The organism is Rhizobium sp. CFBP 13644 (assembly GCF_014842165.1).
GTDB classification, from domain to species: domain Bacteria; phylum Pseudomonadota; class Alphaproteobacteria; order Rhizobiales; family Rhizobiaceae; genus Agrobacterium; species Agrobacterium tumefaciens_C.
Map to the genome: position 1 here is coordinate 185884 of NZ_JACYVF010000008.1, position 15009 is coordinate 200892.

Below are 15009 nucleotides of genomic sequence, written 5' to 3' on the forward strand. Positions count from 1 at the left end.
TACCTCCCTTCCTCACCCTCGGGCTTGTCCCGAGGGTCTAACCACATTCGATCTTGCCACTCGTTTCCGAGGTGTCAGAGAACCACTTTACTCAGCCAGCCAGAGACGCTGATACAGCTTCAATCGCCGCATCTGCCTTGTCACCATCCGGGCCACCGGCCTGAGCCATGTCTGGACGACCGCCGCCGCCCTTGCCGCCGAGTGCAGCGGAGGCTGTGCGAACGAGGTCAACCGCGCTGAGGCGCGCTGTCAGGTCTTCGGTCACGGCTGCGACAGCGCTGGCCTTGCCGTCTTCGGAGACGGCAATCAGCAGGACGACGCCGGAGCCGAGACCAGACTTGGCTTCGTCAGCAAGGCTCTTCAGATCCTTCGCATCAATGCCGGACAGGGTCTTGGCCAGGAACTTGACGCCACCGATATCCTTCACGTCACCAGCAGAGCCTTCAGAGGAGCCGCCACCCATTGCGAGCTTGCGACGGGCGTCATTCAGCTCACGCTCCATCTTCTTACGCTCATCGACAAGGCTTTCAACGCGCGCCAGCAATTCGGAAGGCTGAACCTTCAATGATGAGGCCAGAGCCTTCACACGCTCATCCTGCTCGGCAAGATAAGCCAGAGCGCCAGGACCGGTGACCGCTTCGATGCGGCGCACACCTGCACCCACTGCGCTTTCGCCCAGCACGCGCACCAAACCGATCTGGCCGGTCGCGGAGACGTGCGTGCCACCGCAAAGCTCAACGGAATATGGGCGATTGGCCTTGGCACCATGGATGCCGGTGCCCATGGATACAACGCGCACTTCATCACCGTACTTCTCACCAAACAGCGCCATAGCGCCTTCGGCAATGGCATCGTCAACGCTCATCAGGCGCGTCACGACAGGCGAGTTCTGCAGAATGATTTCATTGGCCATGTCTTCGACAATCTTCAACTCTTCAGCCGACATGGGCTTGGGATGAGAGACGTCGAAACGCAGGCGTTCTGGCGCAACCAGCGAGCCCTTCTGAGCCACATGGGTGCCAAGAACCTCGCGCAAAGCTTCGTGCAAAAGGTGCGTGGCCGAATGGTTGGCGCGCAGGCGCGACCGTCTGTCGTGATCGACAGTCAGTTGCACTTCATCACCAACCTTGATCCCGCCCTTGGAAACGGAACCGATATGCGCAAACAGGCCCTCGCCTTTCTTGTGCGTATCAGACACGGAAAACGCGCCATCGTCGGACGAGATGATGCCGGTATCGCCCATCTGGCCGCCGGACTCACCGTAGAACGGTGTCTGGTTGACGACGATCTGAACGGTCTCACCCTCGGCAGCACTTTCCACCGACTTGCCATCCTTGACGATGGCCAGGACGACACCTTCTGCGGTCTCGGTGTCGTAACCGAGGAACTCGGTCGCGCCATGCTTTTCCTTGAGCTCGAACCAGACGGTTTCGGTCGCCTTGTCGCCGGAGCCCGTCCAGTGCGAACGTGCCTCAGCCTTCTGGCGCTCCATAGCGCCGGTAAAGCCTGATACATCCACGCCGATTTCACGCGCGCGCAGCGCATCCTGTGTCAAATCAAGCGGGAAGCCATAGGTGTCATAGAGCTTGAAGGCCGTTTCGCCGTCCAGCATATCGCCCTTATTCAAGGTTGACGTTGCATCGGACAGCAGCGAGAGGCCGCGCTCCAGCGTCTTGCGGAACCGGGTTTCTTCCAGCTTCAGCGTTTCGGAAATCAGCGCCTCGGCGCGAACCAACTCAGGATAGGCGCGGCCCATCTGCTGAACGAGCGCGGGCAGCAGCTTCCAGATCAACGGCTCGCGTGAGCCAAGCAATTCGGCATGGCGCATGGCGCGACGCATGATGCGGCGCAGCACATAGCCGCGACCTTCATTCGATGGCAGGACGCCATCGGCAATCAGGAAGGCCGTCGAGCGAAGGTGATCAGCAATGATGCGGTGGCTGGCGCGGTTATCGCCTTCCGCCGGAACGCCCGTGGCCTCGACGGATGCGGCAATTAGAGCCTTGAACAGATCCGTATCGTAATTGTCGTGCTTGCCCTGAAGAAGCGCGGAAATGCGCTCAAGGCCCATGCCGGTGTCGATGGACGGACGCGGCAGGCTGATGCGCTCTTCCTTCGTGACCTGCTCATACTGCATGAAGACGAGATTCCAGATCTCAATGAAGCGATCGCCATCTTCATCTGCAGAACCGGGAGGGCCACCCCAGATATGATCGCCATGGTCATAGAAGATTTCCGAGCAGGGACCGCAAGGACCGGTATCACCCATCGCCCAGAAATTGTCGCTCGTGGGAATGCGGATGATGCGATCATCGGAGAAACCGGCAATCTTCTTCCAGAGATCAAAGGCTTCGTCGTCGGTATGGTAGACAGTCACCAGCAGGCGGTTCTTGTCGATCCCGAATTCCTTGGTGATCAGGTTCCAGGCGTGGGTAATCGCCTCTTCCTTGAAATAGTCACCGAAGGAGAAATTGCCGAGCATTTCAAAGAAGGTGTGATGGCGGGCGGTGTAGCCGACATTATCCAGATCGTTATGCTTGCCACCGGCGCGAACGCATTTCTGCGAGGATGCCGCCGTAGAATAGGGACGGCTTTCCAATCCGGTAAAGACGTTCTTGAACTGAACCATGCCCGCATTGGTAAACATCAATGTCGGATCATTGCGCGGCACAAGCGGGCTGGATGGCACGATCTCGTGACCGTTCTTCTTGAAGTAGTCGAGGAAGGTCGACCGGATTTCATTTACACCGCTCATCAGAAGTCCTTCATTTCCACGCGATCCCGCGGCCATAGCATAAAAAACACTGGCTTTTATCGTCCGCCACACTGCCTGTCCAGCCAAACAGGGCACGGACACAGCACAAATAAAGGCCGCGCGACACAATCGCACGACCTTTGATCTTCAAATACCAGAATATTGCCGAAATTTATGTCCGACAAAGCGCATCACGCGTCGGGATCAACTCCATCCGCATCCGCCTCAGGTCCACCGTTCTGGAGGAACTTTTCAGCGATGAGACCAGCATTCTGGCGCAACGCCAGTTCGATCTCTTCCGCCACGGCGGGGTTTTCCTTGAGGAAGGTCTTTGCGTTTTCACGCCCCTGCCCCAAACGCTGGCTCTTGTAGGAGAACCATGCACCCGCCTTTTCGACCAGACCAGCCTTCACACCGAGATCGACAAGCTCGCCCGTCTTGGATACGCCTTCGCCATACATGATGTCGAATTCGACCTGCTTGAAGGGAGGTGCCATCTTGTTCTTGACGACCTTAACGCGGGTCTGGTTGCCCACAACCTCTTCACGGTCCTTGACGGCGCCGATACGACGAATGTCGAGACGCACGGATGCGTAGAACTTCAAAGCATTACCGCCAGTGGTCACCTCAGGCGAACCGTAGGAAATGCCGATCTTCATGCGGATCTGGTTGATGAAGATAACCATGGTCTTCGACTTCGAAATCGAGGCGGTCAGCTTGCGCAACGCCTGGCTCATCAAACGAGCCTGAAGACCGGGAAGGCTATCGCCCATTTCGCCTTCAATTTCCGCACGCGGCGTCAGCGCAGCAACGGAGTCGATGACAAGCACGTCGACCGCGCCGGAACGCACCAGCGTATCGGTAATTTCAAGCGCCTGCTCACCCGTATCGGGCTGCGAAATCAGCAAGTTGTGGAGATCGACACCGAGCTTGCGGGCATAGACCGGATCGAGCGCATGCTCGGCATCCACAAAGGCGCAAATTCCGCCCTTTTTCTGCGCTTCTGCAATTGTCTGCAAAGCGAGCGTCGTCTTACCCGAGCTTTCAGGTCCGTAAATCTCGATGATACGGCCCTTGGGCAGACCACCAATACCGAGCGCCACATCAAGGCTGAGCGAACCTGTGGAAACGGTCTCGACCTCGACGATACTTTCATTGGAACCGAGCTTCATAATCGATCCCTTACCGAACGAACGTTCGATCTGGGAAAGCGCCGCCTCCAGTGCCTTGCTTTTATCCACTGCTTTGTCCTCTACAAGACGCAAAGAATTTTGTGCCATCTGGAAACCACCTTTAGGTTATTGAAGCCGCACAGGCAATGAAGCTCTCGATGGCCGTTTTGTACTTTATTTGTTCTCATCCCGCAATGGGGCATCATCATATTGAAATCAAATATGGATAAGTCCTTTGTTCTACATTTGTTTTTGTTTTCAAGCTGTGGAAAAACATTACCTTGCATCGGAGTTTCAAGGGCTTTCAAAAACCGAATCGATACGCATTTGACGGCTGACATGGGGAAAAACGGCAGTGAATAAATTACTCGTTCTCGGCGGCGCACATATTGACCGTCGAGGGATGATCCAGACGGAAACCGTGGTCGGAGCAAGCAATCCCGGCGGATGGATGGAGGAGGCTGGCGGCGGCGGTTTCAATGCAGCCCGCAACCTGTCGCGTCTCGGCTTCCAGGTTAGGATCATCGCGCCGCGGGGTGGCGATGCGAATGGTGAAACGGTGGCAGCGGCGGCAAGAGACGCTGGCGTCGAAGATACGCCGTTCACATTCCTCGATCGCAGCACCCCCAGCTACACAGCCATCCTTGAACGCGATGGAAATCTTGTCATCGCCATCGCAGATATGGAGCTCTACACGCTTTTCACCCCGCGACGCCTACGGGTGCGGGCCGTGCGCGAGGCCATCATGGCAAGCGATGCGATTCTTTGCGATGCCAACCTGCCGGAAGCCACTCTGCTGGCATTGAGCGTTGCTGCGCGCGTCTGCGAGAAGCCAATTGCGGCCATCGCCATATCGCCTGCGAAAGTTGGGAAGCTTAAACCCGCTTTGGCCGATATCGACATTGTCTTTATGAACGAGGCAGAGGCGCGGGCATTGACCGGCGCTGATGTGGACGATGTGCGAGAATGGCCGGAACTTTTGAAATCGCTCGGCCTTCGCGGCGGCGTCATCACCAGCGGTGCGCGGCACGTCGTGGGTTTCAACGAAAGGGAAACGGCCATTCTGCACCCGCCCCTTATTACCTCGGTACGAGATGTCACCGGTGCGGGAGATGCGATGGCCTCGGGTTATCTAGCTGCCATCAGGCAGGGGCACCCACCATCACAGGCGCTGCGCTGGGGTGCTGCGGCTGCGGCCATCACCGTGCAATCCCCTAGCGCAACTGCCCCGGAATTAAATCAGAACACGCTCGATGCTATGCTGGCCCTTGTGCCACCGGCTGAAATGGTATGAACAGACCGCTGAAATAGATCGGAAGAACCAATGACAAAATCCATTCCCCCGCTTTTGCCTATCGCTTATTCGACTGAGGTAGCCGCCGCCAAACAGCGCGGCGCGCCGATTGTCGCCCTCGAATCAACCATCATCACCCACGGCATGCCTTATCCCGGCAATATCCAGATGGCTGAAAGCGTGGAACAGATCATCCGCGATCAGGGCGCCATTCCGGCAACCATCGCTGTCATTCACGGCACTCTGCATATCGGGCTTGAAAAAGAAGAGCTCGAAGCGCTCGCAAAGACCACGGATGCGATGAAAGTATCGCGTGCCGATATCGCTTTCGCCATCGCCGAGCGTCGCACAGGCGCAACGACTGTTGCCGCCACCATGATTGCCGCTGAACACGCAGGCATCAAGGTCTTCGCAACCGGCGGCATTGGCGGCGTACATCGCGGTGCCGAGACAAGCTTCGATATCTCCGCTGACCTGACCGAACTGGCACGAACCGGCGTTATCGTTGTTTGCGCGGGCGCCAAGGCAATCCTCGACATTCCAAAGACGCTTGAGGTGTTGGAAACGAATGGCGTTCCTGTCGTGACTTTCGGATCGACGGAGTTTCCGGCATTCTGGTCGAGGGCGTCTGGCCTTAAAAGCCCGCTCTCGCTGAACAGTCCCGCTGCAATCGCCAATTTCCAGACAACGCGCGAACAGCTTGGCATCGATGGTGGCACGCTGGTTGCGAACCCCGTGCCGGAAGAGGACGAAATTTCCCGCGAGGAGATGGAGATCTACATCACCCGCGCCCTTTCCCACGCAGAGGAAGACGAGATCGCTGGAAAGTCCGTTACGCCTTATCTGCTTTCGAAAATTTTCGAGATCACCGAAGGCCGCAGCCTGGACACCAATATTGCACTGGTGCGCAACAATGCCCGTCTGGCCGCAGAGATCGCCGTCGCACTTATCTGAGCGCTTGGCGATTAAGAAAGCCCGTCGCATTTGCTCAACACTGACCCCGCAGGAGAATAAATTTTGCGGGGTCGTCTTATCTGCATGCAACGTTTGAATGAGCGATTCGTTTTCTGGAAGGCGAATTTCGCGTCAGAGTTATGCAGCTGCGAACAAACATATGGTTGTATTCGCGGTGGATGCGGGTGCAAATAGTGTAATTTTTTTACTTCATGATAAATTCATAATTTGCAATAAGCCAGGAATACTAGCGCTTTCGATATAAATTATATTTATCGAATATTTATCTCCACTGCACATAGCGAGTTCTGTGTCTTTTTTACTACATACGCGCGACGCGACGCTGATTATGCCGATACGTATCAAAGCGAGTGGAGACGCATATGTTCAGAAGTTTTATTTTTACAACCACGACGATTGCTGTGGTCTGGGGCAGCAGCGCTATCGCGGCTGATGCCGTTAATGAAGTTCCATCTGCGCCGACAGCTGTTGAAACCTCTGAGTTCTCGTGGGCTGGCGGTTATGCAGGTATCCATGGCGGCTATGGCTGGATGGAAGGCACTCTTTCACAGGGCGGCTTGACGGAAGATGGTGATTTTAATGGCGGACGCGTTGGCGGTTTTGGCGGCTGGAATTTTGACGTTGGGCACAACTTCATTCTCGGCGTTGAAGCCGATGTCAGTTACGACTGGAATGACGTCGATTTTACAAGCACCAACAAAGTCGGAACAGACGTTTCTGGCTCTGTCCGCGGACGCGCAGGTTATGCTGTAGATCACGCCCTGTTCTTTGTATCCAGCGGTTTCACCGCAACGAAGGGATATTGGGAAAACGTAATTGCAGACCAAAAAGAAACCTTTAAGGGCTGGACTGTTGGTGCCGGTGTCGATTTTGCGCTGACCAAAAACATCTTTACGCGCGTCGAATATCGCTACAATGACTACGGCGACACTGATTTTCGCATATCCAGCTCGCCACTCAACTTCGACACGAAGCAGCACGCTGTGAACATCGGCCTTGCCGTGAAGTTCTAATCGCAGTTCTGGCGGGCGAGTTTAGCGCGCCCCAATTTAAAAAGCCCCCGAAAGTTGAGATCAACTTTCGGGGGCTTAATTTGTCGGGACAATCCCGATTTATTCAGGCGTGCGTCACCTCACTTCTGAGCGACAGGCTTCACCAGCGACGTGATGCGACGGATCGTTACGCGGCGGTTTTCCTGAGAAGCGCCGAGCGTCTGGACCTTGAGGAAGCGTTCGCCGTAACCCTGTGTTGCGAAGTTTTCCGGCGGGATGCCGTAGACGTCGGTCAGCACATTGGCAACGGAGGCGGCGCGCTCATCAGACAGAACGAGGTTGCTTTGGTCATCGCCCACAGCATCCGTATGACCTTCAATCAGGAAGGTCTCGGCGGGGTTCTTTTCAAGCACCTTGTTCATGGCATCCGCCACCTTGCGCAATGACTGCGCCTGGCTCATCGGAATTTCGGCACTGCCTGTTGCGAAGGTGATGGTATCCAGATCGATACGGCGCACCTTGTCGCGGATACGGGCAGAGTAACGCACTTCATCCATGGAATAGACGCGCTCTACAGGCTCTACCGGTGGCTGCTCGAGGAAACGATAGTAGTCGCGGTCCGGCTCGCTTGATGTATCGATGATGTAGTCCTGCACCGGAATACGCAGGCGCATTGGTGGAAGATCCAGACCCGGGTCACGATACACATATTCGCGGTCTGGCTGGTCTACGAGCTCGGGCGCATAGAACAGCACATATTCACGACCACGGTCATCGATGCGCGAACGCTGGACGACATCGCCGTAACGGTTGCGGATCGTCACGACCTGACTTCCATCCCGACGCTCGACAGTTTCACGAACGCGACCTTCGGACAGGCGCTCGTAATATGGCTTGGCGCCATCACGAACGAAGCGGTCATTATCATCGCCGCGCACAACGACTCGGTCGCCATACTGCAGGAACACACGGTCGCCCATGTCGGGATCACGGCCACCACGTGGCATGTCGCGCGGCTGCCATTCACGCACGCCTTCGGGACGGTCATATTCCGGACGACGTTCTACGCGCTCACCCTGCATGGAGGTGATGGCCTGAATGACGATCTGTGCCGCATTGCTGTCACCACGACGGGACTGTGCTTCCGCGTCAGATGTCGGGACCTTGAAGTCACGAACGGCCTCACGCTCCTGACGACGCTGATCGCGTGACTGCTGGTTGCCAGAGCGTTCGGCTTCCTTGTCGCTATCCAGAACGGCTGCGCCCTTGTCGATAGGGAGAATAACCGTGTCGGCAGACTTCGAAGGATCCTTGGCAACGGCGCGAGCCTTGTCCAGCTCCTGCTTGGTCGATGGAGCGGCTTCCTGCTGAGGCGTCGCAATCTGTGCAGGAACAGGCTCACCGGCAGGTGCCTGACCGGTGGTCTGGCCATCCTGTGGTGCAGCTGGTGCTACAGGGATCGCGGGCTGCTCACCGCTCTGGGCACGCGGTGGGCGTTGCTGCTCAGATGGCTGCTGACCTGGGGCCGGGTTCGGCTGTTCACTCGGAGCAGGCGCTCTGCCGGGTGTCGGCGGCTCCTTTGGCACAGGTGCGGCCTTTGCATCAGGCTCTGGTGCGGCAGGCTTCTTGCCTGGGGTTGCAGATTCGGGTGTCGCCTCACCGGCGGCTGGCGCTTCCGCCTTCGGCGCGCGTGGACGCTCGCCTTCAGCTGCTGGCTGCTGATCGGCTTTCGGGCGACGAGGACGCTCCTGCTGCTGTTCTGCTCCTGCCTCAGCTGGGGCTGCATCGGCTGGCGCGGCTGCATCAGGCTTTGCATCACGACGAGGACGCTCGGGCTTTGCTTCACCTTCGGCAGCGGGCTGCTGGTCTGGCTTGGCACGGCGAGGACGTTCCTGCTGCTGCTCTGGTGCAGCCTGTTCGGCTGGGGCATCTGGCTTGGCTTCGCGGCGTGGGCGCTGTGGCTCGGCACCGGCTTCTGGCGCGGCTTCGCGGCGAGGACGTGGTGGAGCGGCCTCGGCTGCCGGCTCAGGTGGCGCTTCACGCTTGGGCGCGGCTTCGCGCTTTGGTTCAGCTTCGCGCTTGGGTTCGGCTTCAGGCGCAGCCTCGCGGCGCGGCGCTTCTTCCTTTGGCTGCTCAGCCTTGGGCTGCTCTGGCTCGGCCTCTTTCGCTGGTGCACGCTTTTTCGGCAGCTCTTCAGCTGGTGGTTCCGCCTGCGCCATCAACACACCCGTAACTGTGGCAGGTTCGACCTGACGGGATGTATAGTGTGCAGCGCTTTCGCCAGCAAAAGATGCCGCCATTGCGGGATCAATCGCTATTGCGAAAGACATCAGGGGAAAAACCACCCCGGTCAGCAGCTTGTTCTTCTTGAGCATTATAGTTCCTCACCTAGTGATGGTCTTGTAGCGCGTGTATTGCAGCTTGCTAAAAACAGGCTGCACATGCAGGCGCTGAACAACGCCTGAACTTCAGGCTTGTTCCCATCATGGCGAAGGCGGGCTGTACCGGAAATGAACAGATTTAGGCCATTTCGTGAACTGAATGTGGCGTATCTCGCAATGCAAAACGATTAGGGTTGCATTTTAGATGAAGGGATAAGACTATCCGCCAAGCGCAGATTGCACTTGATACCTTCAACCAATTGCGCGAAACATTTACCGTCCAGAAAAAATAACAAGCTGGACGGAAGACACGCCGAAAGAGAGGATCGCAATGCGTATTTCCACCCGTCTGCTCGCTGCTGCATCGATTGCCGCGATGTCGCTTTTCTCCGGTGCCGCCATGGCGCAGGACAAGCTGGTCATCGGCACGGAAGGCGCCTACCCCCCATTCAACGTTCTGGAAGCAGACGGCACGCTGACCGGTTTCGATATCGACATCGCCAAGGCGCTGTGTGTTGAAATGAAGACCGAGTGCACTTTCGTGACCAACGACTGGGATGGAATCATCCCTGCTCTGCAGGCCAAGAAGTTCGACGCGATTGTCGCGTCCATGTCGATCACGCCTGAGCGTCTGGAAAAGGTGGACTTCTCCAAGAAGTACTACAACACACCACCAGCCATTGCCGTGCCAAAGGACAGCACGATCAAATCTCCGGCAGACCTGAAGGGCAAGACGATTGGCGCACAGGGTTCCACCACCCATGCCAACTACGCCGAAAAGCACCTTGCTGATTCCGAGCTGAAACTTTACCCGACCGCTGACGAGTACAAGCTCGACATCACCAACGGTCGTATCGATGGCGTCATCGACGACATCGTTGTGCTGTCGCAGTGGGTCAAGTCTGACGCAGGCGCATGCTGCAAAATTCTGACCGCAATGCCTGTTGATGAAGTCATCAACGGTCAGGGCGCTGGCATTGCGGTGCGCAAGGGCGACAAGGCGCTGGCAGACAAGCTGACGGCAGCCATTGCAGCCATCCGCGCAAATGGCGAATACAAGAAGATCAACGATAAGTATTTTGATTTCGACGTTTACGGCCAGTAAGCGATTGTTCTGTTGAAATATGATGGCGGAAGGCTTGCCCTTCCGCCATTTTTGTTTGAGAACAGAAACATAAAACAATACGAAACAAGCGGCGAAGACCGTAGGGGAAATTGGCATGAGCGGAGCATTTTCCGCCATAGGTTCCTTCTGGACCTATCTCACGTATCTCTTCGATCCATTCTGCGGCCCGGCTGGCATTTTCTCCCTCTTCGGCAATGGCACACTTGTGGCCTGTGGGGACGCAGGCTGGGGCGATGAAATCGCTTTCGGCGTCAAGATCACCATCTCCGTGGCAATAGCCACCTTGCCGATTGGCCTCATCCTTGGCTTCCTGATCGCTCTGGCGGCGCAATCGCAGGAAAAGTCTCTGCGGCTCGCTGCCGGCATCTACACGACGATCTTTCGCGGCTTGCCGGAACTGCTGACGCTGTTCATCGTCTATTACGGCATTCAGATGTTGTTGCAGTCGGCGGGTGGTTACCTCGGCTTTACAGGACCAATCGAAATCAACGCCTTTGTCGCTGGCATGATTGCATTGTCGGTCGTGTTTTCGTCCTACGCTTCTGAAGTTCTGCTGTCGGCCTTCCGTGCCATTCCCAAGGGACAATATGAAGCAGGCGACGCGCTTGGCCTTTCGCGCAGCCGCACAATGGTGCTGATCATCATTCCGCAGCTCATTCGCATCGCGCTGCCGGGAATGACGAATTTGTGGATGATCCTGCTGAAAGACACGTCCTATGTGTCGATCATTGGCCTCTCGGATATTGTACGCCAGACTGGCATCGCAGCACGTGTCAGCAAAGAGGCTTTCTTCTTCTATGGCATCGCCTGTCTTCTGTACCTCATCCTTGCATTGATTTCGTCGCTGGGGCTTGGCTATATTGACCGCTGGTCGCGTCGCTCGGAGGCAAGCCGATGAGCCATGCGCAAGAACTGATTCCTGCCCGCCCCGCCCCGCCCGCCGTGGCAAGAACCCTGTCGGCCTCAAAGGTGCTGGGCTATGGCGTCATTGGTCTGTGGCTGCTGCTGGGCCTTGCCCTGCTGTCCTTCATGATATCAGGCTGGAGCCTCGACAAGTTCACCCGCTATGGCCCGCGCTATATCGATGGCCTGATCACCACGATCACGCTGGTCGGAACGTCCATCATTCTCGGTGCCATGCTGTCGCTGCCGCTTGCATTTGCTCGCATGTCGAAAAACCGTATCATCGGCACGCTGGCCTATGTCTATGTCTACGTGTTTCGCAGCACGCCTCTGCTGGCGCAGCTGTTCCTCATCTATTACGGCCTTGGCAGTTTCCGCCCGGAACTCGAAAGCGTTCACCTGTGGTGGTTCTTCCGTGAGGCGTGGTATTGCGGCCTTCTGTCGCTCACGCTGAACACGGCAGCCTATCAGGCCGAAATCCTACGTGGCGCAATTATCAGCGTTCCCAAGGGCCAGCATGAAGGCGCAGCCTCACTCGGCATTTCAAAGGCCGTGACATTCTGGAAAATCACTCTTCCGCAGGCGCTGATCGTGGCGCTGCGGCCCTATGGCAACGAGATCATTCTTATGATCAAGGGGTCAGCCGTGGTCTCAATCGTGACCGTCTTCGACCTGATGGGCCAGACCCGCTACGCCTTCTCAAGGACATTCGATTACCAGACTTATCTGTGGGCCGCGATCTTCTATCTGACCATCGTTGAAATCCTGCGCAACACATGGGCTCGGATCGAGAAGCGCCTCACACGGCATCTCATCCGGTAGAAGACTGGCAGCACTCCATCAGAACGAATGCTAACAGGCTGATAAATATAAATATTTTGTGACAAAGGGATCTTTCAGCAAGGTTCGGTTAAGGATCTCGTGTTCCCATGGTTATCGGTATCGAAGGCGATATCGGCGACCATTGAGAACGGGAGCAGCCAGCATGAACAAAGATATGGAAATGATGCTGAAGGGCTACGGCCTGACCACTGCTGAAATACTCTACAGAATGCCCGACCATCCAGTCGTTCTGCAAACCTACCTCTGGCAGAACTATGATCTTGCGCCTGACTTTCCCGAAATGCACGGCTTCCTAAAATTCTGGAAGGAGAAACTGGACGGTCCGCTGCACTCGGTTCGCTATACTCACCGCCAGCTTATTTCGGCGCAGGAGTGGCGGTCGCTGAAGGGCGAGTTCATTCTTCACTGACAAAACAAGGATTGCGCCATCCGGCTTTGCGGCTTAAGCAGACTCCGAATTTTAAGCAAAGTCCGGATGCGCGCCATGACAAACAACCAGAAGATCGACGAAGAAGCTCTTGCAGAGGCGTATAATCGCGCTCTTTCCCTGGAAAAAGCCGGCGATATCGACGCCGCCGTCAAGGCTTATGAAGAGGTTCTGGCGATTGACCCGGAAGACCATGGCGGTGCCGCCGTTCGCATCGCCTCCATGGGTCGCGGCGAAACGCCGCCCAAGGCACCCGACGCTTATGTCGAAACGCTGTTTGACCAGCAGGCTGAGGCTTTCGAGGACATTCTGGTTGATCAGTTGGGATATGCGGTGCCAATGGTCGTTCGCCAGCGCCTGCAAACTCTGGAACTGGGACCCTTCAAGCGCATGCTCGATCTGGGTTGCGGCACAGGCCTGACGGGCGAAGCGCTGCGCGATATGGCCACCGATATTACCGGCATGGATCTTTCCGAAAACATGGTCGAAATCGCCCATGAAAAGGATATCTATGAGACGCTGTACGTGGCCGAAGTCGAGGATTTTCTGGAAGACAATGACGACGATGCCTTTGACCTGATCACAGCGACGGACGTCCTGCCCTATCTCGGCGCGCTGGAGCCACTCTTCTTTGGCGCAGCGGAGAACATGGTCGAAGGTGGTTTGTTCGTCTTCTCGTCCGAAACCCTGCCTTCAGAAACCATGGCCGGTCGCCCTTACATGGTCGGTCCGCACCAACGTTTCGCGCATTCCGAAACCTATATCCGCGAGCGCCTGGCTGCCACCGGCTTTGACATTGTCGAGGTCACAGACATCAATGTTCGCATGCAGGACGGCCACCCAACACCGGGTCATCTTGTCATCGCGAAATACAAGGGTTGAAGCATGGGCGCCTCGCGCGCCCAAACCCTTCGAGCGTTTCCTTAGCGGGAAACGCTCTGACAACAGTGATCAGGAATCATCGCCGGATTTCGCGTTGTCGAGTTGCATGTAATCCAACGGCAGTTCAGTCGTGTATTTGATCTGCTCCATGGCAAAGACAGACGACACGTCACGAATCTCGATCTTGGCAATCATGCGCTTGTAGAACGCATCATAGGCCGCAATGTCAGGCACAACGACCCGTAGCAGGTAATCAACATCACCGCTCATGCGGTAGAATTCCACAACCTCGGGAAACTCGGAAACGACTTCCGAAAAGCGCTTCAACCACTCGATGGAGTGAGAGGCGGTGCGGATCGAAACGAAAACCGTGACCTTGGTGTTGACTTTACCTGCGTCGAGGATGGCAACGCGGCGACGGATGACACCGTCCTCTTCCATCTTCTGGATGCGGCGCCAGCATGGCGTGGTGGAAAGTCCGACCTTTTTTGCAAGGTCAGCGACAGCCAGCGTGGAATCTTCCTGCAAAATCCGTAGTATTTTTCGGTCGAGACGGTCCAATTTTCGCTCCTCCAGAATATTTTCCTCTGTTTATACGAAATCACAGATAAAAAAAGAAATTTGTTTCACCGGAGCAGCCTTTCCACAGACTGACGAAGCACCGGCAACAACTCCGTAGTGAACCATGGATTCTTCTTCAGCCACGCCGTGTTGCGCCAGCTGGGATGCGGCAGAGGTATGATAGGCGTATGCTGATTGGTGTGGAAAGAGCTGCGCCAGTTTTGAACCGTCTCCGTCATTGTCTTCATGCGGCGCGAGCCCAGATGCCAAGCTTGCGCATATTGGCCGACAGCCAGAACCAGCTGAATTTGCGGCATGGCTTTCATGACCTCCTCACGCCAGAACGGCGCACATTCGCGTCGTGGCGGCAGGTCGCTGCCCTTGGCGTCATAGCCCGGAAAACAGAAGCCCATGGGCACGATTGCGAACCTGTCCGCATCATAAAACGTTTCCCGGTCCACACCCAGCCATTCGCGCAGCCGGTTGCCGGACGCATCGTCGAAAGGCAGCCCGCTTTCATGAACCCGCAGGCCCGGCGCTTGTCCCGCGATAAGCACTTTTGCTTTGCTGGAAATTACCGCAACGGGCCTTGGCTCGTGCGGCAGGCGGTCTGCCTCTCCCTTCAGAGGGGCATCGCGACAGGTACGACATTGCGCAATCCGTAACCGTAAGGCCTCCAAGCTCTCCTCATCCTTCAT

13 protein-coding genes are annotated in these 15009 nt (G+C 56.5%); 8 read left to right on the plus strand and 5 right to left on the minus strand.

Translation table 11 applies throughout. The annotated features are described in order from the left end of the window. Nucleotides 1-91: 91 nt before the first annotated feature. Both alaS and recA read right to left on the minus strand, forming a co-directional pair. A complete protein-coding gene (gene alaS, locus IFT53_RS18960; protein WP_192066906.1) occupies nucleotides 92-2755 on the minus strand; it encodes an alanine--tRNA ligase in 2664 nt (887 codons plus the stop codon). 191 nt (nucleotides 2756-2946) lie between these two features. Continuing rightward, nucleotides 2947-4035, minus strand: coding sequence for a recombinase RecA (gene recA, locus IFT53_RS18965; protein ID WP_042619314.1), 1089 nt, complete (start codon nucleotides 4033-4035; stop codon nucleotides 2947-2949). Nucleotides 4036-4282: 247 nt separating this feature from the next. Here recA and IFT53_RS18970 point away from each other — a divergent pair, with 247 nt between their 5' ends. From IFT53_RS18970 to IFT53_RS18980, 3 genes are all read left to right on the plus strand, one after another. Beyond that, nucleotides 4283-5221, plus strand: a complete 939-nt coding sequence (locus IFT53_RS18970) for a PfkB family carbohydrate kinase (RefSeq protein WP_192066908.1) — start codon at nucleotides 4283-4285, stop codon at nucleotides 5219-5221. A gap of 30 nt (nucleotides 5222-5251) precedes the next feature. Continuing rightward, entirely contained in the window at nucleotides 5252-6175 is a 924-nt protein-coding gene (locus IFT53_RS18975; protein WP_192066910.1) for a pseudouridine-5'-phosphate glycosidase, read from the plus strand. Nucleotides 6176-6558: 383 nt separating this feature from the next. After that, nucleotides 6559-7209, plus strand: coding sequence for an outer membrane protein (locus IFT53_RS18980; RefSeq protein WP_192066911.1), 651 nt, complete (start codon nucleotides 6559-6561; stop codon nucleotides 7207-7209). A gap of 119 nt (nucleotides 7210-7328) precedes the next feature. Here the strand turns inward: IFT53_RS18980 and IFT53_RS18985 are convergent, their stop codons facing one another. Beyond that, the gene (locus tag IFT53_RS18985) at nucleotides 7329-9563 is read right to left on the minus strand and encodes an OmpA family protein (protein WP_192066913.1); all 2235 of its coding nucleotides are present in this window, start codon (nucleotides 9561-9563) and stop codon (nucleotides 7329-7331) included. 337 nt (nucleotides 9564-9900) lie between these two features. Here IFT53_RS18985 and IFT53_RS18990 point away from each other — a divergent pair, with 337 nt between their 5' ends. The 5 genes from IFT53_RS18990 to IFT53_RS19010 all read left to right on the plus strand — a co-directional run bounded on the left by IFT53_RS18990 (nucleotide 9901) and on the right by IFT53_RS19010 (nucleotide 13750). Beyond that, on the plus strand, nucleotides 9901-10674 hold the full coding sequence (locus tag IFT53_RS18990) for an ABC transporter substrate-binding protein (RefSeq protein WP_192066915.1): 774 nt from the start codon (nucleotides 9901-9903) through the stop codon (nucleotides 10672-10674). Nucleotides 10675-10789: 115 nt separating this feature from the next. Then, nucleotides 10790-11593: an ABC transporter permease gene (locus tag IFT53_RS18995; protein WP_192066917.1), complete on the plus strand. Its 804-nt coding sequence runs from the start codon at nucleotides 10790-10792 to the stop codon at nucleotides 11591-11593. Next, nucleotides 11590-12420 carry an ABC transporter permease gene (locus tag IFT53_RS19000; RefSeq protein WP_192066918.1) on the plus strand — a complete coding sequence of 277 codons (831 nt, stop codon included), beginning with the start codon at nucleotides 11590-11592 and terminating at the stop codon, nucleotides 12418-12420. Before IFT53_RS18995 ends, IFT53_RS19000 begins: the two co-directional genes overlap by 4 nt. Nucleotides 12421-12583: 163 nt before the next feature. Continuing rightward, entirely contained in the window at nucleotides 12584-12850 is a 267-nt protein-coding gene (locus tag IFT53_RS19005) for an usg protein (protein ID WP_042619307.1), read from the plus strand. Between the two features lie 75 nt (nucleotides 12851-12925). Next, the gene (locus IFT53_RS19010) at nucleotides 12926-13750 is read left to right on the plus strand and encodes a class I SAM-dependent DNA methyltransferase (protein WP_192066920.1); all 825 of its coding nucleotides are present in this window, start codon (nucleotides 12926-12928) and stop codon (nucleotides 13748-13750) included. Between the two features lie 69 nt (nucleotides 13751-13819). Here IFT53_RS19010 and IFT53_RS19015 read toward each other — a convergent pair whose 3' ends face one another. Both IFT53_RS19015 and IFT53_RS19020 read right to left on the minus strand, forming a co-directional pair. After that, entirely contained in the window at nucleotides 13820-14311 is a 492-nt protein-coding gene (locus tag IFT53_RS19015; RefSeq protein WP_042619306.1) for an Lrp/AsnC family transcriptional regulator, read from the minus strand. Between the two features lie 65 nt (nucleotides 14312-14376). Further along, entirely contained in the window at nucleotides 14377-15009 is a 633-nt protein-coding gene (locus IFT53_RS19020; RefSeq protein WP_192066922.1) for a uracil-DNA glycosylase family protein, read from the minus strand.

Bases quoted from the DNA above. Each gene is read 5' to 3' on its own strand.
- alaS (WP_192066906.1), bottom strand. From the start codon at position 2,755: ATGAGCGGTGTAAATGAAATCCGGTCGACCTTCCTCGACTACTTCAAG.
- recA (WP_042619314.1), bottom strand. From the start codon at position 4,035: ATGGCACAAAATTCTTTGCGTCTTGTAGAGGACAAAGCAGTGGATAAA.
- IFT53_RS18975 (WP_192066910.1), top strand. From the start codon at position 5,252: ATGACAAAATCCATTCCCCCGCTTTTGCCTATCGCTTATTCGACTGAG.
- IFT53_RS18980 (WP_192066911.1), top strand. From the start codon at position 6,559: ATGTTCAGAAGTTTTATTTTTACAACCACGACGATTGCTGTGGTCTGG.
- IFT53_RS18985 (WP_192066913.1), bottom strand. From the start codon at position 9,563: ATGCTCAAGAAGAACAAGCTGCTGACCGGGGTGGTTTTTCCCCTGATG.
- IFT53_RS18990 (WP_192066915.1), top strand. From the start codon at position 9,901: ATGCGTATTTCCACCCGTCTGCTCGCTGCTGCATCGATTGCCGCGATG.
- IFT53_RS18995 (WP_192066917.1), top strand. From the start codon at position 10,790: ATGAGCGGAGCATTTTCCGCCATAGGTTCCTTCTGGACCTATCTCACG.
- IFT53_RS19000 (WP_192066918.1), top strand. From the start codon at position 11,590: ATGAGCCATGCGCAAGAACTGATTCCTGCCCGCCCCGCCCCGCCCGCC.
- IFT53_RS19005 (WP_042619307.1), top strand. From the start codon at position 12,584: ATGAACAAAGATATGGAAATGATGCTGAAGGGCTACGGCCTGACCACT.
- IFT53_RS19010 (WP_192066920.1), top strand. From the start codon at position 12,926: ATGACAAACAACCAGAAGATCGACGAAGAAGCTCTTGCAGAGGCGTAT.
- IFT53_RS19020 (WP_192066922.1), bottom strand. From the start codon at position 15,009: ATGAAGGATGAGGAGAGCTTGGAGGCCTTACGGTTACGGATTGCGCAA.